Below are 20,950 nucleotides of genomic sequence, written 5' to 3'. Positions count from 1 at the left end.
CTTCACGGCTATGCCAAAGCAACGATCTGTTTTTGTTTGCAATGAATGTGGAGCCAGTTCTCCTCAATATTTTGGGAAATGCCCTGCTTGCGGCACCTGGAACTCGCTTGTAGAGCAGGTTGTAGCTCCGACGGCGGCGACTACCAAACTTGGAGTGGCAACCCGCACCCCTACGGCGCGGCGTGCCCGCACCACGGCCGAGCCTCAGCCAATTGCCTCGCTCACCCTGCCGCAAATTTCCGACCATCCCCAGACCCGACTTTCATCGGGCTATACCGAGCTTGACCGAGTGTTGGGCGGTGGTATTGTGCCCGGTTCCCTGGTGCTGATAGGCGGCGATCCCGGGATTGGTAAATCGACTCTTTTGCTGCAAACCGCGAATCAACTGGCTCGGCAGTATCGTGTGCTGTACGTGTGTGCAGAGGAGTCGGGCCAGCAGGTGAAGCTGCGGGCGCAGCGGTTAGGGGTTGGCGTTGAGGCGGGGGAATCGGATAAGCCGAAGGGGAATGGGGAGTCGGGAGTTGGGAGTCGGGAGTCGGGGAAAGCTGGGGATGAGGGGCTTTATCTTTTGCCGGAGATTGATTTAGAGACAATTTTGAATGAGCTGGAGTCTCTGCGGCCTCAGGTCGCGATTATTGACAGTATTCAGGCGTTATTTTTTGCATCGCTGACTTCGGCTCCGGGCTCGGTATCGCAGGTGCGGGAATGTACTTCGGCACTGATGCAGGTGGCGAAGCGGGAGCATATTTCGCTGTTTATTGTGGGGCATGTGACCAAGGAAGGAGCGATCGCCGGGCCCAAGGTTCTGGAGCATTTAGTCGATACGGTGCTGTACTTTGAGGGCGATCGCTTTGCTAGCCATCGGCTCCTGCGGTCAGTAAAAAACCGATTTGGGGCCACGCAAGAATTGGGCGTATTTGAAATGGTGGATCGCGGGTTGGATGAGGTGCTCAATCCATCGGCTTTGTTTTTGGGCAATCGAGATGAGGAAACTCCTGGAACTGCCACGATTGTGGCGTGCGAAGGTACCCGGCCACTGGTGGTAGAATTGCAGGCCCTGGCCAGTCCTACCAGCTATCCGTCTCCGCGTCGTTCGACCACGGGCATTGAATACAACCGCTTCTTGCAAATTTTGGCGGTGCTTGAAAAGCGGGTGGGTATTCCCTTATCCAAGCTGGATGCCTATGTATCGTCTTCCGGTGGAATTAATGTGGGAGAACCCGCTGGCGATTTGGGGGTGGCGGTGGCGGTGGCGGCCAGTTTTCGCGATCGCTTCGTCGATCCCAAACTGGTGATCATTGGAGAGGTGGGACTGGGTGGGCAGGTGCGCCCCGTTTCTCAGCTAGAGCTGCGGCTGAAAGAAGCGGCCAAGTTGGGCTTTGAGCGGGCGATTGTGCCTGCTGGACAGGCCAACCACACCAATTTGGGACTCGATATTATTCCGGCATCGCGTGTGGTGGATGCCATTACCACTGCACTGGCTGGCGGCACTGCAACCGGAGGTCGCGCCGACTCATGAACCATTCCATCCGCGATGCCGTCGCCCTCGATCGCCCACAATTGGTCAAGCTCATGGCGCAGTTACAAAACTATGAGCGATCGCTCCATCCCAACCGCAGCGATGGTCGAGTCATTGCCAGTGCCCACTTTGGCTATTTAGAAGAGTTAGTGGTTCAACATCAGGGGCGCATTTTTGTCGCCGATGCCGATGGCACGATTTGGGGATTTCTGGTCTGCTTGGTAGAACACCTCGACCCAGATGACCTGCACATCATCAATTCCGACAAGCGGTTTGGCGTGGTTTCCGACCTGTACATTGATGAAGCGGCCCGGAGTCGAGGGATCGCAAAAGCGCTGCTGCTTGCGGCTGAGCAACATTTCAAATCGCTGGGGCTTTCAACTGTGCGGATCACCACGTTGTATAACAATGCGATCGCCCGATTAGCCTACGAACAGCTCGACTACCAGCCCTACGAAGTCACCTACGAACGCCGACTCACCTAGCATCTGTCCTGGGTTTGGCCGCAGCGCCCCTGGTTGCGTGCACAATGCGCACGCAACCAGGGGCTTCTGTTGAGTGGGAGGTTGAGTGATGCAGCTTGGGAGCCTTACTGCAACGCTTCGGTGACTTGCGATAGCTCTTGTTGCAACACCGATTGGTTGAATAGCACCATCGTTGTTGTTTGATTTTCCTCAAAACCGATGCGCTCGTAGAATTTTTGCTGATGGGTTGTCATCAGGTATACCCGCTCAGCTCGGTTTACGTGGGGGTGCATGAGAACGGTTTCTACCAGCTTGCGGCCCAAACCCGCACCTTGATAATCCGGATGAACCAGTACATCCCAAATGGTGGCGCGATAAACCCCATCGGATGTGGCACGGGCAAAGCCAATCAGGTGTGCGCCATCCCAAATGGTGACCACGGGTTTACTGTTGCGAATGGCAATTTCTAGATCCGGGATCTGGCGATCGCGCCCCCAATGAGCCGTCACGCGAAATAGCTCTTGCAATTGTTCTAGATCGATGTCACGCGAACAGGTACCCGTCGTGAATCCCTCATGTACACAAAACTGAACGTGACTACAATCCATGCCAGATCTATCTCCCACAGCAATTAATGATCCGTTTGCCAAGCAGTGTGAAGCAGACAATTTTTTCCAGCGTTTAGCCTTTTAGATACGCGATCGCAAAACTAATTTCAAGCTAGAGCACGCAATTTTGTATACACTTCACCCAACAGAATTACTCCTGCCGCATCGGTTGAAAATTTTTTTAGGCGATCGCCCACTCAACCGTGCCATAAATCTAAAAACGCAGCTTGCTCCAACAATTTTCTCTATTGAACTAGGTTTGTGAAACCCTTGAAAACCAAAGCCAGGTGAAATGGGTTGAGTTTGCAACCCAGTCCTTCCGGAACAAGACGGCTGAGACCTGTTAGTTTTGAAATCATGACAATTTGATGCCAGCTTTTATCCCTGAGTGATTTGTCCCTGGAAGGCTTTGAGCGACTCCTAAAAGCCCACAACCAAAATTGACCTAGCTTCCAGCGTTCATCATGGGGATGACTTTCGTGATCTGTCATTTGAAGGATTCAACAGCAGAGGTTTATCGGTGAGCAAACAACCCAACATTCGTGGATGGCATTGGCCGAGCAAACAACACATTCCAGGCATTCCCGTGCGATCGCGCCTCCTGCGGCAAAGTGTGCTTGCTGTTATCACGGCCCTGTGCTGCGTGGGGTTGGGATTGGGCCTTGCCACTGCCACAACACCGCCACCCACCCTCATCGCGACGGGGGGCATTGATCCTGTTCCTGAACAGCTTCAGCTTGGCCAACAGCTCTACGTGCGAGAGTGCGCCACCTGCCACGTTGCGCCACCCCCAGCCGTCTTGCCTCTCCAAACCTGGGCCAACCTGTTGCCCAACCCCAACCACTACGGTGTGCAAATCACGCCCCTACAAGGCCCCGTGCTGCAGACGATGTGGAACTACGTGCGGTATTCTTCCCGCTCTCGCTTAGACAACGAAGACGACATCGTACGCCTGAACCAATCCCGCTTCTTCAATGCGCTACATCCCGGTGTCGATGTGCCACGCCCTGTGAACATTACGGGCTGTGTAAGCTGTCACCCCGGTGCACCCGAGTTCAACTATCGGCCGCTGAGATCTCCTTAAGGAATGAACCAGAAGACCAACGAACCTCCATCACCCCTCCATCACCCAGCTGAGCCACCCAGCCGAGCCGCCCAGCCGAGCCGTTGTGCCTACTCGCGGTTGCAGCGAGCGTCCAAATCCTAACCCCGATGCTGAACCTCCCCCTCCTTTACGAACCCAAGTGATAGGATGTAAAAGATATGGGTAATTTGCCTGTATTGAGCTAGAACTATGACCTCTGGGCGACTTCGACGGCTGCAGCTTAGCCAACGCCCACTTTGGAAGGGCGATCGCGCACCAACCAGATCCGTCCAAGCTGAACTATCATTCAAGCCTAATAAAGCACTAGTTTTTCGCGCCTTGTTGCCATGTTAAAAAATCTGCTGGGTGACCCCAACGCACGCAAGCTCAAGAAATATCAGCCTGATATCGCTTTAGTGAACTCGTTGGAACCCGAAATGGAACGCCTATCGGATGACGAGTTACGCGGCAAAACCGCCGAATTTCGGCAACGCATCGAAAAAGGTGAAAGCCTGGACGACATCTTGCCCGAGGCGTTTGCGGTTGTGCGCGAGTCGGGTAAGCGAGTGCTGGGCATGCGCCACTTTGATGTGCAGCTCTTGGGCGGCATGGTGCTACACGACGGGCAAATTGCCGAAATGAAAACTGGCGAAGGAAAAACCCTCGTCTCCACCCTACCTGCCTACCTCAATGCCCTCAGCGGTAAAGGCGTTCACGTGGTCACCGTCAACGACTACTTGGCACGCCGCGACGCAGAGTGGATGGGGCAGGTTCACCGCTTCTTGGGCCTGACCGTGGGTTTGATTCAGCAAGGCATGAACCCCGAAGAGCGTCGCCGCAACTATGCCTGCGACATTACCTACGGCACCAACAGCGAACTGGGGTTCGACTACCTGCGCGACAACATGGCCACCTCAATCGACGAAGTGGTGCAGCGTCCGTTTAACTATTGTGTGATTGACGAAGTGGACTCCGTGTTGATCGACGAAGCGCGAACTCCGCTCATCATTTCAGGACAAGTCGATCGCCCAAGCGAAAAGTATTTGAAAGCTGCTCAAGTAGCTACCCAGCTCACCATTGATGAGCACTATGAAGTGGACGAGAAGCAGCGTAACGTGCTGCTGACGGATGAAGGCTTTATTGCGGCTGAGCAGCTTTTGGGCGTGACCGATCTGTTCGATCCCAAAGATCCTTGGGCGCACTATGTCTTCAACGCCATCAAAGCCAAGGAACTGTTTACCAAAGATGTGAACTACATCGTTGGGAATGGTGAAATCGTCATCGTTGACGAATTTACTGGACGGGTCATGCCGGGTCGCCGCTGGAGTGATGGTCTGCACCAAGCGATCGAAGCCAAAGAGCATGTGGACATCCAGCCCGAAACGCAGACGATGGCCACCATTACCTATCAAAACTTCTTCTTGCTCTATCCCAAGCTGGCCGGTATGACGGGTACCGCAAAGACGGAAGAGGCGGAATTCGAGAAGATCTATAACCTCGAAGTTACGATCATCACCACTAACCGCAAAAACATTCGACAAGATTTGTCGGATGTGGTGTACAAGACCGAGGAGGCAAAGTGGAAAGCTGTGGCGCAGGAATGTGCTGAAATGCACGAAATGGGGCGTCCGGTGTTGGTTGGTACAACCAGCGTTGAAAAATCGGAAGTCCTGTCTGCCCTGCTGAGCCAAATCCAAATTCCTCACAAGCTGCTGAATGCTAAACCCGAGAATGTTGAGCGGGAAGCCGAGATCGTTGCTCAGGCTGGGCGTAAGGGTGCCGTAACGATCGCCACTAACATGGCGGGACGGGGTACCGATATTATTCTGGGGGGTAACTCAGACTATATGGCTCGTTTGAAGGTGCGGGAGTACTTTATGCCGCGCCTGGTACAGCCTGAGGATGAAGGCTCCTTCTCGGTGGTTCGCCCGATGGATGGTAATCCTCGCAGTGGTGGACAGGGGTTTGCCCCTGGCAAAAAGGTCAAAACCTGGAAAGCGTCTCCTCAGATTTTCCCCACTGAGCTATCCAAAGAAACTGAACAAGTTTTGAAAGATGCGGTGGATTTTGCCGCGAAGCAGTTTGGTGACCAGTCATTGCCTGAACTGCGGGCTGAAGACATCGTGGCAACGGCAGCCGAAAAGGCCCCGACAGATGACCAGGTGTTGCTCAAACTCCGTGAAGCTTACAATCGGGTCAAGAAAGAGTACGAAGCCTATACCAGCGCTGAGCACAATGAAGTGACCAGTCTAGGTGGTTTGCATGTGATTGGTACTGAGCGCCATGAGTCGCGCCGAATTGACAACCAGCTACGGGGTCGGGCCGGACGGCAGGGCGACCCTGGCTCTACACGCTTCTTCCTCAGCTTGCAAGATAACCTGCTGCGAATCTTTGGGGGCGATCGCGTTGCTGGTTTGATGAATGCCTTCCGGGTAGAAGAAGATATGCCGATTGAATCGGGGATCTTGACGCGATCGCTCGAAGGTGCCCAGAAGAAAGTTGAGACCTACTACTACGACATCCGAAAGCAGGTGTTTGAGTATGACGAGGTCATGAACAATCAGCGGAAAGCGATTTATGCTGAGCGTCGTCGGGTACTAGAAGGGCAAGACCTGAAAGAACAGGTAATCAAGTACGCTGAAATGACGATGGATGACATCGTCAACGCCTACATTAACCCCGATCTACCCTCTGAAGAGTGGGAGCTTGACAAGGTCGTGACCAAGGTGAAGGAATTTGTCTATTTGCTAGCTGATATGCAGCCTAGCCATTTAGAAGACCTCTCTCCTGGCGAGATCAAGACGTTTCTGCATGAGCAAGTGCGCATTGCCTACGATCGCAAAGAAGCCGAAGTGGATGCGATTAAACAAGGACTGATGCGGCAAGCCGAGCGGTTCTTCATTCTCCAGCAGATTGATACACTATGGCGCGAACACCTGCAGCAAATGGACGCTTTGCGGGAGTCGGTGGGTTTGCGGGGTTATGGTCAAAAAGACCCACTGATCGAGTACAAGAGCGAGGGATACGAATTGTTCCTCAACATGATGACGGACATTCGCCGCAACGTGGTGTATTCACTATTCCAATTCCAGCCGCAACCACAGCCTGTGGTGCAAACCTCTGAAATGGTCTAAGCCACTTTGGAGCTTGAGGTTTAGCGGTTGCGTTCGCGGAAATAGATAACCGCTTCGTAACATCAACTATCGTTCAGGGCTTTTCTGGGAGTTTGCGTCTCGCATCCCTCAGAAAAGCCCATTTTTGTCTGTCAATACGCATGTAAAAACGGGCTTTGGTTGATTCAGAACTGATGTTATGGCGCTAGGTGCGATGGTTGATGATGGGATTGTGGGCTTGGCGATCGCGTTATTAAACACTCTGTCGTCCCTTGACTGCACCCAGCGCGCTTGCTTCGAGACTGAGAGCTGAACGGTAGTTGAACGCCCAATCTCCTTGGCAATCTGGAGCCTAGCCAAAAAACAAAAAGTGGCTGTACAACCGGACAGCCACTTGAAGAATTATTGAACTCGAAACAATCTAAATGTCTAGATCCTGGAGATTTAGCTTGGAACCATGGGTTTCGATGAACTCACGACGAGGTGCAACGCGATCGCCCATCAGCACCGTAAAGATGCGATCGGCTTCGGCCGCGTCTTCAATCTCAACGCGCTTCAGCGTGCGGCTGTCGGGATTCATTGTGGTGTCCCAGAGCTGCTGGGGCATCATTTCTCCTAAACCCTTAAAGCGCTGAATATCGAACTTGGCATTGTCAGGAAACCCAGCAATAATTTGGTCGCGTTCGCGATCGCTGTAGCAGTAGAAGTGATTTCGACCGCGCTCCACTTTGTACAGAGGTGGGCAAGCAATGTACACAAAGCCCTGATCCACCATAGCCCGCTGGTAGCGATAAAAGAATGTGAGCAGCAGCGTACGAATGTGAGCCCCGTCTACGTCTGCATCCGTCATGATGATGATGCGGTGGTAGCGGAGTTGGCTTGAATCAAACTCCTCGCCCTTAATGCCCAAACCCAACGCGGTGATCAGGGCTTGAATCTCCGTGTTCTTGTAGATCTTGGCATCGTCGGTTTTCTCAATGTTGAGGATTTTGCCTCGCAGCGGCAGAATTGCCTGGAAACGGCGATCGCGACCTTGCTTGGCCGAACCACCCGCAGAATCCCCTTCCACAATAAAGATTTCCGACTCACTGGGATCGCGGGAAGCACAGTCTGCCAACTTACCCGGCAGCGTGGAGGACTCTAGCACCGACTTGCGGCGCACCAGTTCCCGTGCCTTACGGGCCGCTTCCGCCGCCTTAAACGCTTCAATCGCCTTCTCCAAAATGGAGTCAGCAACCGCAGGCCGGAAATTCAAGTACTCAGTTAGAGCTTCTCCCACAACGGTATCCACAATACCGCGAACTTCAGTGTTACCCAGCTTCGTTTTCGTCTGTCCCTCAAATTCGGGGTCGGGTACCTTGACGGAGATAACTGCCGTGAGGCCCTCGCGAATATTCTCACCGGCGAGGTTCGACTCATTTTCCTTGAGCTTGTTGCGCTTACGAGCGATCGCATTCATCGTTCGTGTCAGCACTGCCTTCAAGCCTTCCAGGTGAGTTCCACCATCCACTGTACGAATGTTGTTGGCAAAGCCCAGCAGATTGTCGGTATAGGCATCCAGGCACCACTGTAGCGATACTTCAACCTGAATGTTGTTGCGCTCGCCCTGCACATAAATAATTTCTTCATGGATGGGCTGCTTGTCGTGGTTGATATAAGCCACATACTCGCGAATGCCACCTTCGTAGAAATAGGTTTCGCAGCGCGGCTCATCCGCTTTGAGCAGCTCCAATCGAGCATCGGTAAAGGTAATGCGCACACCACCGTTCAAAAAGGCCAGTTCGCGCAATCGGCCTGCTAATGTGGAGTAGTCGAACTCAATACCTGTGGTAAAGATGTCGGTATCGGGCCTAAAGGTCACGGTTGTTCCGGTGCGATTTTCGGCGCTGGGAACCACCTTCATCTCTCCCACGGTTACACCGCGCTCAAACCGCATCGTATGGCTCTGCTTTTCGCGGTGAACCGTGACTTCTACCCATTCCGACAGGGCATTAACCACCGAAATACCAACTCCGTGCAGACCCCCAGAGACCTTATACCCACCGTCGCCAAACTTGCCACCTGCATGTAGCACCGTCAGCACGGTTTCCAGAGCCGACTTTCCTGTGCGAGGATGAATCCCGGTTGGAATGCCACGGCCGTCATCTACCACGGTGACTGAGCCATCGGCGTTGAGGGTAACGTTAATGGTTTTGCAGTAACCTGCTAGGGCTTCATCAACTGAGTTATCGACGACCTCATACACTAGATGGTGCAGACCCCGGGGACCCGTACTACCGATGTACATGCCCGGCCGTTTGCGAACCGCTTCCAACCCTTCTAGGACGCGAATCTGGTCAGCACCGTAACTCGATGTCATTTATGGAAACTCCTATATCTGTTTTGAGGCTCGCCTTACTTCAAAACATCAAATAACCCCTAAATTATATCACAAAAGGCTTGAAAGCCGTTCTAGGCGTATTTGCGCTGAAGTTTGATGAGGGAGTGGTACCGCATGAAATTGTAGCGAATGTGAGCAATTTTATGTCGGTTTTGAGGCGACTGCCTGACTGCGATCGCCCGCTACGGAGACAAGCCTTGGGTCGCCAGCCGTATTTTGTAATGGAGCCGTATTCCAGTCTTGATGGATGATACTTCTGTACTGTATTCTAGCGAGCCAGATTCTAGCGAGCCAGCGTTAATTGTGATTTGTGGGCCAACTGCCAGTGGCAAGTCTGGGCTGGCGATCGCGCTAGCGCGGCGGCTGGGCAGCATCATTATTAGTGCCGACTCCCGCCAAGTGTATCGCGAATTCGATATTGGCACGGCAAAACCTTCACCTGCTGATCTCCAGCAGGCTCCACATTATTTAATAAATACCTGTGAGCCAACGGAAACCTTAACCGTTGCGGAGTATCAGCAGCAGGTGCAACACCTCATCGCTAAAGCGCACCGCTTGGCAGAACCGCCCCCCTTGCTGGTTGGCGGAACCGGGCTCTACATCAAGTCCATTGTGCGGGGAATGCAAATTCCGCGAGTGCCACCCCAGGCTGCCCTGCGATCGCAACTGGCTGAACTGGGCCAGCCCTGGTGCTATACCGTGTTGCAACAGGTCGATCCCGCGGCTGCCGCTCGAATTCATCCACGAGATCAAGTCCGCACGCTGCGATCGCTAGAAGTGTTCTACACCACGGGCATACCGATGTCTCAGCAACAGGGCGAGCGTCCCCCGGCCTATCCCATTCTGCAAATTGGCCTGGATTGCCTAGGCACCAACGACCAGGGCGATCGCCTCACCCAGCGAATTCAGGCCCGCACCCAGCACATGATCGCCATGGGGTTTGTGGACGAAGTGCAAACGCTCTGCCACAAGTACGGTGAAGCACTGCCATTGCTCAATACGCTGGGATATCAAGAGGTGCGCCACTATCTACAAGGAACGCTCTCGTTGGAAGACGCGATCGCTCAAACGGTGTTGCACACGCGCCAGTTTGCCAAACGGCAGCGGACTTGGTTTCGGGCCGACTCCACCATTGAGTGGTTCGATTCTGAAGATCCAAACTTGGTAGAGCTTGTGTGGCAGCGAGTGCAGGACTTCTTGCCGCAATCATCTTAAGGTGCGTTGTAGGGTTGGGGAGGGCGATCGCCCGTTTGGCAGTTGATTTGTAATTTGAATCGCGGAGCAAACCTGACCCCAATGCGAATGTTCGTGAATAAACTTCGTTACGCAGAATTTTAATGGGTCATCATCCATCAACCGACTCATATTTTTGTAAATAAAACGGTTGGAGGGAGCGGCAGGATGGCAGATTGATTCAAAATTTACGCGAGATCGCGTTAGAACCAAAGCAAAACTGTCAAGACTATAGAAGAGGGAACGGGGGCAGATACAAAAGGTTCCTCAACGGTGTCAAGCGGTCGCGGCGATCGCCCAACAACCAGTCGCATAATCCAGACCTGTAAGGAGACTATTAGATATGGAAAGTGGAATTCCAGAGCTAGAAAACATCAGCCAACAGCTGATGAGCCTGGAGCGTCCCAGAAAGCCCAAAATGCTGGTGGTAGACGACGAGCCAGACAATTTGGATTTACTGTACCGCACCTTCCGTCGAGACTTTAATGTGTTGCGGGCCGAGAGCGGGGTAGTGGCGTTACAGATGTTGGCACAAGAGGGCGAGGTCGCCGTCATTATTTCCGACCAGCGCATGCCCGAAATGAAGGGCACCGAGTTTTTGAGTAAAACCGTGCCTCAATTCCCCGACACCATGCGGATTATTCTGACAGGCTTTACTGATGTAGAAGACTTGGTCGAAGCCATTAACTCTGGCCAAGTCTACAAGTACATCACCAAGCCCTGGGACCCCAACGAATTGAAGGCGGTGGTGCAGCGTGCTGCTGAAACCTACGACCTGATGAAGCAGCGCACCGAAGATTTGCGCCGCGCCCATGCCCAAACCCAACTGCTGGGCACCATTGTCAAAATCACGCGCAAGCCCACTAGTATGGAGGCGATGCTGCAAGATATTGCCGCTGCCTTTAGCCAAACGTTTGACGCCAATGTGTGCTTGCTACACATGGTGGAAGCTGGCGCTTTGGCCAATACGGTTGGGGTATTTGGTGCCGGCGAGGAAATGAAGCCCTTGCTGACTCACGAAGCCAAGGCTCAAGATGCGATCGCCACCCAAAAGCCCGTGCTCATTGCCTACAACGTGAGCGAAAACGGGCAAACGGCCCCTGCAAACCCCATTGATGCTTCCATCCAGGCCAACCTCCTCATTCCCGCTATTTTTCAAGATGCGGTGCTGGCGCTCATTTCCCTTCAGTGGAAAGAGCCCCGCGCCCTGCGTGATGATGAGCTAACCCTGCTGGGGCTCTCGGTGCAGCAAGTGGCATTAGCGCTGACCTGCGCCCACAAAATGTTTGTCACAGCCTAAGGGCTGGTAAGGCTTAAACTTGGCGGGAGGCCATCTCGCTGCCGACTTCATAGCCTTGCACATGTTCAGTATGCGTCAGAACAGGCTAGGGTGGAAATGTACCGATTTCCGCCCTGCTTTTTTGTGAGTTCTACCCCGCAGCCGCAAGAGATTCAAGCGATCTTTAACCGCATTGCCCCGGTTTACAATCAATTTAATGATTGGTTGAGTTTGGGCTTGCACCGCGTTTGGAAGCAAATGACCGTTTGCTGGAGTGAGCCGCCCATGGGGGGCACTTGCCTGGATGTGTGCTGTGGGAGTGGAGACCTGACTCGGCTGCTGGCCCAGGCTGTTGGCCCCAACGGACGGGTATATGGTCTGGATTTTTCGACGGAGCTGTTGGCGATCGCCAATACCATGACTCAGCAGCGTGTTCAGCCACTGCCCATCACCTGGGTAGAGGGGGATGCCTTGCAGCTTCCCTTTGCCGACCATACATTTGACGCAGCTACCATGGGCTACGGATTGCGCAATGTGGTCGATATTCCGGGTAGCCTGAGCGAGCTGTATCGGGTTCTCAAACCAGGAGCCAAGGTCGCCATTCTCGACTTTCATCGTCCCAGCGATCCCATCATGCAAACGTTTCAGCAGTGGTATCTCGATACGTTAGTCGTGCCAACGGCGGCTCGGTTGGGCATGCGCGAGGAATATGCCTACATTGCCCCCAGCTTGGAGCGATTTCCTGCTGGCCCAGACCAGGTGCGCTTGGCCCAGCAGGCAGGATTTTGCCATGGGGTTCACTATGCGATCGCAGGCGGCATGATGGGAATTTTGGTTGCCACCAAACCCAAGCCAACCGATACCCTATAAGAAGCAGCTCACATCTGCTGCGTATTTTCCATCGTTTAACTTCGCTTCATTGCAAACCTGTAAGTTCTCCTCTTGAATCTCTTCTCTGTTTGGCTGTATCTGGCTCCTCCCATTCTTGGTGGCGTGATTGGCTATTTCACCAACGACATCGCCATCAAAATGTTGTTTCGTCCGTACAAGCCTGTGTATGTAGGCGGGCGACGCTTACCGTTTACGCCCGGTCTCATTCCCAGCAATCAAGACCGCCTAGCTCAGCGGGTTTCTGGTGCGATTATGGGATCGCTGCTCACCCCAACCGAGCTGCAAAAGCTCACCGCCAAGCTGCTAGAAACGGAGCGTGTGCAAGCTGCAATCGAATGGCTGTTGCGCCTCGCCCTAGAGCAAATTCAGAAGGATGACCAGCAGCGCACCGTCAAAATTGTGGCTAGCATTTTGCATGACTTGCTAGGGCAATCACTGCCCCGATTGATCAAGGTGCTCGCTCGCCGCGAAGATTTTTTAGAAGCACAGCTCAATCAAATTTTTGACCGAGTGCTGCTGGATCTACAGCTCACCAGCCCACAAGCCGATCAGCTTGCCGGATGGCTGCTAGACATTGTGGTGCCACCAGATGTGATGCGGCAGGGCATTGTCGATTTCCTTACCGATCGCAACATTCAACTCATTGATGAGGGCTTTCGCGAAAAAACCAGCGGCACCTATTGGCTGGTTGCCAACTTATTTGGGGTACGGAATGCGCTGATTCGGCTGCGGACCTATTTTTTGGACGAGCGGGAGGCTAGCAACGCACTTCTGGCGGAGTTGATTCGTACCCTCAGCATTCGTGTTCGGCTGCGAGAATGGTTGCAAAACTTTTCGTTGCAAAACTTGCCTGTGGCTACTGTCCGCCAATTGCGGAAAACGATGCGCGATACCATTCGCACCTATGTGCAAACGGCAGGCGAAAGCTTAATGTCGGAGCTGAGTGATTCTATCGATTGGCAGAAGGTAGCGGTGATAGTGCTCAACCGTTTGCAAAACTCCGAAGCGTTTAACGAAGCGCTGAACCCGGTGAGCTTGGAACTGGCACTGGTGCTGGAACGCTATATCGAGCGCGATTTGGAAGCGATCGTGGCCCAAATCATTCCCATTCTGAATTTAGAACAGGTAATTATCGATCGGGTGATGGATACGGCACCCCGCGACCTGGAAAATGCGATTCAAGGGATTGTTAAGAGTGAGCTGCAGGGCATTGTGAATTTGGGCGGCATCTTGGGTGTGGTTGTTGGCCTCTTGCAAACTCTGTTTTTGCTCATGACGCGATAGGCGATCGCTCCAGTTCATCCAGCTCTCATCATTCCAATCTCCCCACTTACCATAAAGGTCGTCCTGAGCGAACCCTAGAACGACCTTTGTATGTCTTCTATCTGTCTTCTATCTGTCTTCGGTTGCTTGGTTTGCGTTTCGGTTGAACCGAACGAGCTGCAAGCCTCGGCGTCAAAACGCGCTGCTTTAGCGAACCTGCATGTGAACCGCATCCGACAGCGTTGGAATTTCGGCATAGAGTCCCCGGGCGGATTGTACAACCGAGTAAATAACCGTGCCCCAAACGCCTAGAAACACAACGTTGTATAAAGTCGCGACCAACAATCCACCGCCCAACACGGGAGCCAATGCCATATCAATGATGATCTGGCATAGGAAGACTACAATACTGAGCAAAATGGCCTGCATGGTGTTGAAACGAATAAAGTGCGGCATGCTTTCGTTGCGGACAACCAACAAAAACAACGCAAAAAAGACAATCAGCCCTACGAACGGAATTCCGCGATAGATCGCAAATAGTGGCATCAATGGGGCAAGGATGAAGCGAAGCTCGGGAAATTGGCTAAAGAACGGAAGCGCAAAGTTCAAGCTATCCAGCAGGGGCAGCAGGTAAACAAGACAGCCAAACAGGCGATCGGTTGGGGTGGTGGAGCTACGCCAAGACATGAAAACTCTCCAAAACTAGCAATTGAGTTGAACCAAACAGCTTACGTGCTTTGTCGGAGATTGGCGGCCAGCAGAGGGTTAATGAACTCTACAACGCGGCATTCCAAGCTCACGATTCAACTGCGCAAGTTTGCGCAATGCGGCATGCAGTTGTAGTTAGATTATCGCAAACTATCCAAAACGTCGCAGGGGAGTAGACGCTACATTCACCGCCAATCGGGTAATGACGCTGCTTGGCTGAGGACTAGGTTTGAATGAACCCGTTTGGGGATTTAGTCTTGGTGCGGGTTGTGGCGCATTCACTTATTCAATATTTGCTACTCGAAAGCCCATTTGGCATTCAAATTGTTCGGGAAGCTCAGTTGTGGGACGGTCGAGCGATCGCCCACACCGCAACCGACCCTGAGCCCAACGCGGTTGACCGCTTTGGTCGGCCATGAGGCACCCCTGGCACACTTGTTGGGGTGCAATAATTTGATTATTCAGAACAATGACGAGCATAGGACACCTCGCACGGCGATGCTGCCTCAACTGCTGCCCCAGAAGGGTTCATGTCGCGTTAGGAACCACTCTTCAATTCTAGCCAGCGAATTTTGAGCGATCGCGAAACCAGAGAGAAAATTAAGAACTGCCGAATCTCTAGCCGTGAGACATAGAGTAGTGGTGAGCCGAGTTGCTCACTGTATTTCTCCATACCAGACTCCTCCATACAAGCCTCTTCTGGTTGTGTTTCACAGTTGTGGATGTGTGTGGTAGAAGGGCGATGAAGTCGATCTTCTACCACACACATCCACATGTTTAGAACATTACCCCTCTTCTTTGCAGGCTAGGCAACCGTGGGTTTGCGGGGTGATGGAGTGACTCTATGGCAGCTGGGCCACCTGCCCACAACCATCCACAACCCCAAGATTCCCGCTTCGACTGAGTCCGAAACAGAGTTATGATGAAGAATCTTGGGTAAGTGTGCTGATCTCGTTTTTGGGATGATTACCGACGCATAAACCTAACCCCAACATTGAGATACCTTGGGTGCGGTTTGGGCATGGTGCATTTCCCTTGAAATGCATGTGATGAATTGAATACCTCCTGGGAGCGTGGTTGTGACTCAATCGAATTGGGACTTTTTGCTAAAGTCGGATCCGTCTGTGGCTGGCTTGATTCAAGACGAACTAAAGCGTCAGCAAACTCATCTTGAACTGATTGCTAGTGAGAATTTTACTTCGGCTGCGGTGATGGCGGCACAGGGCTCTGTGCTCACCAACAAGTACGCCGAAGGGCTGCCCAGCAAGCGCTACTACGGCGGTTGCGAATTTGTTGACAGCATTGAACAGCTGGCGATCGACCGGGTCAAGGAATTGTTTGGTGCAGCCCATGCTAACGTGCAGCCCCACTCGGGTGCACAGGCCAACTTTGCTGTGTTCTTGGCGCTGCTTCAGCCCGGCGACACCATTTTGGGCATGGACTTGTCCCATGGTGGACACCTGACTCACGGGTCTCCGGTGAACGTGTCGGGCAAGTGGTTTAACGTGGTGCAGTACGGCGTTAACCAGGAAACCGAGCGGTTAGACTTTGACCAAATTCGGGATCTGGCAGTGCAGCATCGGCCAAAGATGATTATCTGCGGATATTCGGCCTATCCCCGCATGATTGAGTTTGAAAAATTCCGGGCGATCGCCGATGAAGTTGGTGCCTACTTGTTGGCCGACATTGCTCATATTGCAGGTTTGGTTGCAGCAGGACATCATCCCAACCCCATTCCCTACTGTGATGTGGTGACCACCACCACCCACAAAACTCTACGTGGCCCTCGCGGTGGCCTGATCATGACTCGCGATGCCGAACTCGGCAAAAAGTTTGACAAAGCGGTATTCCCCGGCACGCAGGGTGGCCCCTTGGAGCATGTGATTGCCGCGAAGGCCGTTGCCTTTGGTGAAGCATTGCAGCCTGAGTTCAAAACCTACTGCGGACAAGTGATTAAGAACGCTCAAGCCATGGCAGTTCAGCTGCAGGCTCGCGGCTTTAAGCTGGTGTCGAATGGCACCGATAACCACCTGATGCTGGTAGACCTGCGCTCAATTGGCATGACGGGTAAGCGTGCCGACCAACTGTTGGGTGATACCAATATTACGGCCAACAAGAACACCGTACCGTTTGATCCTGAGTCACCGTTTGTGACTAGCGGCATTCGTCTGGGTTCGCCTGCAATGACTACTCGCGGCATGGCAGAGCCAGAGTTTGTTGAGATTGCAAACATCATTAGCGATCGCCTGCTCAGCCCTGATGATGAATCGGTCGCCCAAGACTGCCGCCGCCGCATTGCCACGCTGTGCGATCGGTTCCCGCTCTATCCCCATCTCAGCGCCGCAGAGCCTGCCTTGGTGTAGGGGCCATCGTTTAGTGATAAACGCAGCTTGAGATTAAAGTGCGATATGGAGGGTTAGCGAATGAGCTAGCCCTTTTTTTATGAGAGTTAGTTTTTATGAGAGAGGGGAACGGCGATCGCCCAATCTCCAAGGCCAGCTTCTAAGATTGATGCAAGCCTACGAAATTTGGCCTGGACGAACGCATTTGTATTGTATGGAGGCGCTTGAGAAGAGCTCCGAGCCACTTATGCTAGCGGTTGATTGAGTGCAATTGAGTATTTGTACCGCTAGACAGCCGATATTACATTGTGTAGTATCTAAAAACCATCTTTCGCAAAAGTATTTTTGATGTCACGCATCCTGTCGTCAATTTGGTTGAGTCTGTGGTTCTGCCAGCCCTCCAAGGGTCAGCAGTTCCTCATGCCCCAACTTTGGGATGCGGTTTCATTAGGTATCAGCCTCGCTGGCGCACTGGGTAACCTTGGCATTTCTCGATTGGGGTATCGGCCATTCCCAGGCATACATGTGCCTACTCATTCGTTGATTGAGTCAGCCACACTGCTGGGCACGAGCGCCACCAGCCTCATCCGCCAAGAACTCAAGGGTCAGTTCAATGCCGCTGCCACAGGGATGGTGCATGGTTTTGGCTACGAATTCAACGATTTTTTGACTCATGTAAGGAGCAGTAGGTGTCGGTTGGCACCTGCCTAGATCTGCCAAACACGCATTCTGCGTATTCTCTGGCCCCTGCTCCTGAAAGATTCGGAAGCAGGGGTTCGTTTTTTGGGAGAAAACCTGTCGCTGTGTTCGCAGAATTCCCAACTGCACGACTCTGCAAGTCGGCCTGAATCTGCCCTTTGCCTGTTCTTCTTCGGCCAATTCATTTCGTGGGTACAGTCTCACTCCATTCCATTGGTAAAGGAATCAAAACAGAAATGTTGAAGCTTACATACATGGATGCAGGATTGCACATAGAAGCGATCGCACAATCCTTAGAAACCGTCGTTGCACAACGAGTCATGCTATCGCTACAGGCAGGGCAAACTCTGCATGTTGAGCCGGGGAGCGCCTCCTTTTTGCTGCCCCAGCACATTCCTGGATTGGGGGATGTGTTGACAACATTGGGTGCCGCAGGTCGGGGCCTGTTTACCCTTTCAGTGGTGGATGACACCTATCTGGAAGTGACCTTAACAGGTCAGTGGATTGCCTCGCATGATGCGGCTTTGGAGGGCATCTTTTTGGTAGCGCTGCCCGCCGTCGTGGAGCGCTTGCTCTACCGCACCTGGGTAGCATCGCAGTCCGTTGTCTCGGTTCCGTAATGACTGCCTTGATGGGGGTGAATGGATGGAATTTGCTCATCCCCATCAAGGCAAAGCCTCGTTTGGCTGCCGAGTTGATGAGTGAACGCCAGTTTTGGCATGGACACTTGAGCTGATTCAAAACTCACGTTGAGGTAGGCATGGAGTTGGCATGATGCTGGGCGAGGCTTCTTGTCTGGCATCGTGCGACTTTCGCCTTTTTGGGAGAAAGCTTCCTGTCGGTCGTTTAGGGTACTTGCCATACAATCCACCCGTAGGCGATCGCCAATACCATCACGGTGAGCGGTACGCCAAATTTGAGATGCGTCCAAAAAGAGAGCGGGTAGCCCTGCGCTGCTGCGGCTTCAGCGGTAATCAGGTTGGCAACAGCTCCAAACAACGTCAGATTTCCGGCCAGGGTTGAGCCAGCAGCCAATAGCATCCAGGATTGGGTGTCGTCGGGTGCAACAAACGTTTGCAGCAGCAACACCGCCGGAACATTGGAAATGAGATTGGACAATCCCGTAACCAGCAAGGTTAGGCTGGCAGGATGGTTGGCCCAGTTGGCAACTCCATTCAGCACGTTCAGGTTTTGCAAACTACGTGTGAGGATGAATAGCCCTGCAAACAACACCAGCACACCCCAATCCACATCTTTGAGAACGCGCTGAGGCTTGATGCGGCGGGTAATGAGCAGCAGTGCCGCCGCCACATAGGCCGACTGTGCCAGCGGCAACCCCACAATAAATGCTGCCAACATGGCGACGGAAACAACTAATGTTTTGCGCAGCAAAGGTCGATGGATGCGCCAGCGAAAGGTTGGGCAATAGGTCTGGGGTTGAAGCGATCGCACCTCAGGATACATCCACCAGAGCAATCCCAGCTGAATTGCCAATCCCACCAGGGCGATCGGACTCATGACTTGGGCAAAGAACAGGTAGCTGATTCCCGAAAACGACCCAACCAAAATGTTTTGCGGATTGCCAGTGAGCGTGGCCACAGAGCCAAGGTTTGTAGCAGCTGCCAGCGCCAGCAAATAGGGAATGGGATTGAGCTTGAGCGATTGGGCCAGGGCAATGGTGAGTGGTGTAAACACAATGGCGATCGTGTCATTGAGAAACACCGCTGACAGTAGGCCACTGCCAAACGTTAAGGTAACCAATAAGCCGAATGGGCTGGTGGTTAGCCGGGTTAGATAGAACAGCGCTAGCTGAAAGAAGCCGGAGTAACTGAGATACGCATTGACCACCATCGTGCTAAACAAAAACACAATGGTGGTGGGGTCGATTGCCGCCCACGCCTCGCTCAATGACAGCAAGCCCAACGCTAGCACCGCCGCAGAACCCGCGATCGCAATGGTGGCGCGGTTCATACGCAATCCCGGAAAGAAACCCAGCCCCAGCCCGATATAACTAACGGCAAGGATTAAATATTTAGCGATGAGTGCAGCGGTTGCCAACAATGTTGTGATGCCCAATCAAGTGAAAAAATCATACCCTGAGTCGTCTGTGGGCGATCGCATTGCTTCTTTCGCTTTCTCATAAATAACGTGAGTTTTGGATAAGCTAAAGTGCCCATTTTTGCGTGCATGACGCGCACGCAAAAACATGCTTTCTTTGAGAATCGCGCGCCGCGCGGTTCCCCAAAAAACTTAACTGAAACTGATGTTAAATAATATGTGCGGAATTATTAGATGATCGACTTAAAATATAGAAAATTATGCAAAATTGATGGAAATAGGATGAAATTATATATTAATTTGATGAAATACTTGAGTGAATTTTTAGAACATTGAATGAAATGAAATTGAAAGTGAAAATGGAAGCTAAATGGAAAGTAATTCAACATACTCTTAACAGGAGCTGAGGGGCTAATTAAGTTTGGGGTAGACGATAGATCAACCTCAAGGAATATCGACGATTTATCCGTCTAAAGACGTACTTGTGAATCTGTTGTGGCTTAACCTCGTCAACAAATGCTCATGATATGGTGAATGCATCTGCTTCATGGAGTTTGCATGAGTTATCGCGCGATCGCGACAGATTATGACGGAACCGTAGCCACCGATGGGCTGCTAGAGGAGGAGACGCTGCATGCGTTGGCTCGTTGGCGAGATGCGGGCAAGCAGCTCATCTTGATTACCGGACGACGGTTAGATGATTTTTTGGAGGTGTGCCCTCAGCCGGATCTGTTTGATCGGGTGGTTGCCGAAAATGGCGCTGCGCTATATCGCCCTCATGATCAGTCGGTGCAATTGTTTGGAGAGCGGCCACCGGATGAATTTATTCAGCAGTTGCGCGATCGCCTGCAAACTACCACCGACTCCATCACCATGCAGGACGAATTTCGCCAACTCATGCGCGATCGCAGTGTGGATGTGGCGGTTGGTCGAGTAATTGTTGCCACGTGGGAACCCCACGATCGGGTGGCTCAGCAGCTCATCGATGATATGAACCTCGATCTCGACATTATTTTGAACAAAGGAGCGGTAATGTTGCTGCCGCCGGGAGTCAACAAGGTTTCGGGGTTACAGGCAACCTTGGCGGAGCTAGAGCTAGAGCCCTCAACCGTGGTGGGGGTTGGCGATGCTGAAAATGACATCGACTTTATTCAGGCGTGTGGCTATGGTGTGGCCGTGGCCAATGCATTGCCTAGTGTGAAGGCGATCGCCCATCATGTTACTGAATCAGCTCGGGGTGCTGGAGTTGTTGAGCTAATTCATCACTTATTGTCTCAATCCAAGTGAGTTCGGCTGACGCCTCAGGCTA

At 52.6% G+C, this 20,950-nt stretch carries 19 protein-coding genes; 14 read left to right on the top strand and 5 right to left on the bottom strand.

All coding sequences use genetic code 11. The annotated features are described in order from the left end of the window. Positions 1 to 10: 10 nt before the first annotated feature. Both radA and ACQ4M4_RS13675 read left to right on the top strand, forming a co-directional pair. Entirely contained in the window at positions 11 to 1,519 is a 1,509-nt protein-coding gene (gene radA, locus ACQ4M4_RS13680; protein WP_430685049.1) for a DNA repair protein RadA, read from the top strand. Next, positions 1,516 to 2,004 carry a GNAT family N-acetyltransferase gene (locus ACQ4M4_RS13675; RefSeq protein ID WP_430685048.1) on the top strand — a complete coding sequence of 163 codons (489 nt, stop codon included), beginning with the start codon at positions 1,516 to 1,518 and terminating at the stop codon, positions 2,002 to 2,004. The genes radA and ACQ4M4_RS13675 overlap by 4 nt, the downstream gene beginning before the upstream one ends. Positions 2,005 to 2,108: 104 nt before the next feature. Here the strand turns inward: ACQ4M4_RS13675 and ACQ4M4_RS13670 are convergent, their stop codons facing one another. After that, positions 2,109 to 2,591, bottom strand: coding sequence for a GNAT family N-acetyltransferase (locus tag ACQ4M4_RS13670; RefSeq protein ID WP_430685047.1), 483 nt, complete (start codon positions 2,589 to 2,591; stop codon positions 2,109 to 2,111). A gap of 520 nt (positions 2,592 to 3,111) precedes the next feature. On the opposite strand from ACQ4M4_RS13670, the gene ACQ4M4_RS13665 reads away from it, so the two are divergent. Both ACQ4M4_RS13665 and secA read left to right on the top strand, forming a co-directional pair. Further along, positions 3,112 to 3,675: a hypothetical protein gene (locus ACQ4M4_RS13665; protein ID WP_430685046.1), complete on the top strand. Its 564-nt coding sequence runs from the start codon at positions 3,112 to 3,114 to the stop codon at positions 3,673 to 3,675. A 347-nt stretch (positions 3,676 to 4,022) separates the two neighbouring features. Next, positions 4,023 to 6,809 (top strand): preprotein translocase subunit SecA, encoded by a 2,787-nt coding sequence (secA, locus tag ACQ4M4_RS13660; RefSeq protein ID WP_430685045.1) that lies wholly within the window; start codon positions 4,023 to 4,025, stop codon positions 6,807 to 6,809. Between the two features lie 400 nt (positions 6,810 to 7,209). Here secA and gyrB read toward each other — a convergent pair whose 3' ends face one another. Then, positions 7,210 to 9,147, bottom strand: coding sequence for a DNA topoisomerase (ATP-hydrolyzing) subunit B (gene gyrB, locus ACQ4M4_RS13655; protein WP_430685044.1), 1,938 nt, complete (start codon positions 9,145 to 9,147; stop codon positions 7,210 to 7,212). 80 nt (positions 9,148 to 9,227) lie between these two features. On the opposite strand from gyrB, the gene ACQ4M4_RS13650 reads away from it, so the two are divergent. From ACQ4M4_RS13650 to ACQ4M4_RS13630, 5 genes are all read left to right on the top strand, one after another. After that, positions 9,228 to 9,419, top strand: a complete 192-nt coding sequence (locus tag ACQ4M4_RS13650) for a hypothetical protein (protein ID WP_430685043.1) — start codon at positions 9,228 to 9,230, stop codon at positions 9,417 to 9,419. Next, on the top strand, positions 9,412 to 10,383 hold the full coding sequence (gene miaA, locus ACQ4M4_RS13645; protein ID WP_430685042.1) for a tRNA (adenosine(37)-N6)-dimethylallyltransferase MiaA: 972 nt from the start codon (positions 9,412 to 9,414) through the stop codon (positions 10,381 to 10,383). Before ACQ4M4_RS13650 ends, miaA begins: the two co-directional genes overlap by 8 nt. 361 nt (positions 10,384 to 10,744) lie before the next feature. Continuing rightward, a complete protein-coding gene (locus ACQ4M4_RS13640) occupies positions 10,745 to 11,701 on the top strand; it encodes a response regulator (protein ID WP_430685041.1) in 957 nt (318 codons plus the stop codon). Positions 11,702 to 11,824: 123 nt separating this feature from the next. Then, complete coding sequence (gene ubiE, locus ACQ4M4_RS13635; protein WP_430685040.1) at positions 11,825 to 12,550, top strand: bifunctional demethylmenaquinone methyltransferase/2-methoxy-6-polyprenyl-1,4-benzoquinol methylase UbiE; 726 nt, start codon at positions 11,825 to 11,827, stop codon at positions 12,548 to 12,550. 72 nt (positions 12,551 to 12,622) lie between these two features. After that, positions 12,623 to 13,855 carry a DUF445 domain-containing protein gene (locus ACQ4M4_RS13630; RefSeq protein ID WP_430685039.1) on the top strand — a complete coding sequence of 411 codons (1,233 nt, stop codon included), beginning with the start codon at positions 12,623 to 12,625 and terminating at the stop codon, positions 13,853 to 13,855. A gap of 186 nt (positions 13,856 to 14,041) precedes the next feature. On the opposite strand, the gene ACQ4M4_RS13625 is transcribed toward ACQ4M4_RS13630, so the two are convergent. After that, positions 14,042 to 14,521: a Tic20 family protein gene (locus ACQ4M4_RS13625; RefSeq protein WP_430685038.1), complete on the bottom strand. Its 480-nt coding sequence runs from the start codon at positions 14,519 to 14,521 to the stop codon at positions 14,042 to 14,044. Between the two features lie 254 nt (positions 14,522 to 14,775). On the opposite strand from ACQ4M4_RS13625, the gene ACQ4M4_RS13620 reads away from it, so the two are divergent. Continuing rightward, entirely contained in the window at positions 14,776 to 14,961 is a 186-nt protein-coding gene (locus ACQ4M4_RS13620) for a hypothetical protein (RefSeq protein ID WP_430685037.1), read from the top strand. Between the two features lie 119 nt (positions 14,962 to 15,080). Here the strand turns inward: ACQ4M4_RS13620 and ACQ4M4_RS13615 are convergent, their stop codons facing one another. After that, on the bottom strand, positions 15,081 to 15,215 hold the full coding sequence (locus ACQ4M4_RS13615) for a hypothetical protein (RefSeq protein ID WP_430685036.1): 135 nt from the start codon (positions 15,213 to 15,215) through the stop codon (positions 15,081 to 15,083). A gap of 406 nt (positions 15,216 to 15,621) precedes the next feature. On the opposite strand from ACQ4M4_RS13615, the gene glyA reads away from it, so the two are divergent. From glyA to ACQ4M4_RS13600, 3 genes are all read left to right on the top strand, one after another. Then, positions 15,622 to 16,905, top strand: coding sequence for a serine hydroxymethyltransferase (gene glyA, locus ACQ4M4_RS13610; protein ID WP_430685035.1), 1,284 nt, complete (start codon positions 15,622 to 15,624; stop codon positions 16,903 to 16,905). Between the two features lie 399 nt (positions 16,906 to 17,304). Further along, a complete protein-coding gene (locus ACQ4M4_RS13605; RefSeq protein ID WP_430685034.1) occupies positions 17,305 to 17,595 on the top strand; it encodes a hypothetical protein in 291 nt (96 codons plus the stop codon). Between the two features lie 224 nt (positions 17,596 to 17,819). Continuing rightward, on the top strand, positions 17,820 to 18,203 hold the full coding sequence (locus tag ACQ4M4_RS13600) for an alr0857 family protein (protein WP_430685032.1): 384 nt from the start codon (positions 17,820 to 17,822) through the stop codon (positions 18,201 to 18,203). A gap of 226 nt (positions 18,204 to 18,429) precedes the next feature. On the opposite strand, the gene ACQ4M4_RS13595 is transcribed toward ACQ4M4_RS13600, so the two are convergent. Beyond that, on the bottom strand, positions 18,430 to 19,554 hold the full coding sequence (locus ACQ4M4_RS13595) for an anion transporter (RefSeq protein ID WP_430685031.1): 1,125 nt from the start codon (positions 19,552 to 19,554) through the stop codon (positions 18,430 to 18,432). Between the two features lie 645 nt (positions 19,555 to 20,199). Here ACQ4M4_RS13595 and ACQ4M4_RS13590 point away from each other — a divergent pair. Then, a complete protein-coding gene (locus tag ACQ4M4_RS13590) occupies positions 20,200 to 20,928 on the top strand; it encodes an HAD family hydrolase (protein ID WP_430685030.1) in 729 nt (242 codons plus the stop codon). The last annotated feature ends 22 nt before the right edge of the window (positions 20,929 to 20,950 follow it).

Source organism: Leptolyngbya sp. AN02str, from assembly GCF_050565595.1.
Classification (GTDB): domain Bacteria; phylum Cyanobacteriota; class Cyanobacteriia; order Elainellales; family Elainellaceae; genus Kaiparowitsia.
The sequence above is the reverse complement of the archived record's forward strand: the minus strand, read 5'-3'. Positions and strand labels throughout refer to the sequence as shown.

Bases quoted from the DNA above. Each gene is read 5' to 3' on its own strand.
- ACQ4M4_RS13590 (WP_430685030.1), top strand. From the start codon at position 20,200: ATGAGTTATCGCGCGATCGCGACAGATTATGACGGAACCGTAGCCACC.
- ACQ4M4_RS13675 (WP_430685048.1), top strand. From the start codon at position 1,516: ATGAACCATTCCATCCGCGATGCCGTCGCCCTCGATCGCCCACAATTG.
- ACQ4M4_RS13670 (WP_430685047.1), bottom strand. From the start codon at position 2,591: ATGGATTGTAGTCACGTTCAGTTTTGTGTACATGAGGGATTCACGACG.
- miaA (WP_430685042.1), top strand. From the start codon at position 9,412: ATGGATGATACTTCTGTACTGTATTCTAGCGAGCCAGATTCTAGCGAG.
- ACQ4M4_RS13605 (WP_430685034.1), top strand. From the start codon at position 17,305: ATGCCCCAACTTTGGGATGCGGTTTCATTAGGTATCAGCCTCGCTGGC.
- ACQ4M4_RS13640 (WP_430685041.1), top strand. From the start codon at position 10,745: ATGGAAAGTGGAATTCCAGAGCTAGAAAACATCAGCCAACAGCTGATG.
- ACQ4M4_RS13595 (WP_430685031.1), bottom strand. From the start codon at position 19,554: ATGAACCGCGCCACCATTGCGATCGCGGGTTCTGCGGCGGTGCTAGCG.
- ACQ4M4_RS13620 (WP_430685037.1), top strand. From the start codon at position 14,776: ATGAACCCGTTTGGGGATTTAGTCTTGGTGCGGGTTGTGGCGCATTCA.
- ACQ4M4_RS13600 (WP_430685032.1), top strand. From the start codon at position 17,820: ATGTTGAAGCTTACATACATGGATGCAGGATTGCACATAGAAGCGATC.
- secA (WP_430685045.1), top strand. From the start codon at position 4,023: ATGTTAAAAAATCTGCTGGGTGACCCCAACGCACGCAAGCTCAAGAAA.
- ACQ4M4_RS13615 (WP_430685036.1), bottom strand. From the start codon at position 15,215: ATGGAGAAATACAGTGAGCAACTCGGCTCACCACTACTCTATGTCTCA.
- radA (WP_430685049.1), top strand. From the start codon at position 11: ATGCCAAAGCAACGATCTGTTTTTGTTTGCAATGAATGTGGAGCCAGT.
- ACQ4M4_RS13625 (WP_430685038.1), bottom strand. From the start codon at position 14,521: ATGTCTTGGCGTAGCTCCACCACCCCAACCGATCGCCTGTTTGGCTGT.
- gyrB (WP_430685044.1), bottom strand. From the start codon at position 9,147: ATGACATCGAGTTACGGTGCTGACCAGATTCGCGTCCTAGAAGGGTTG.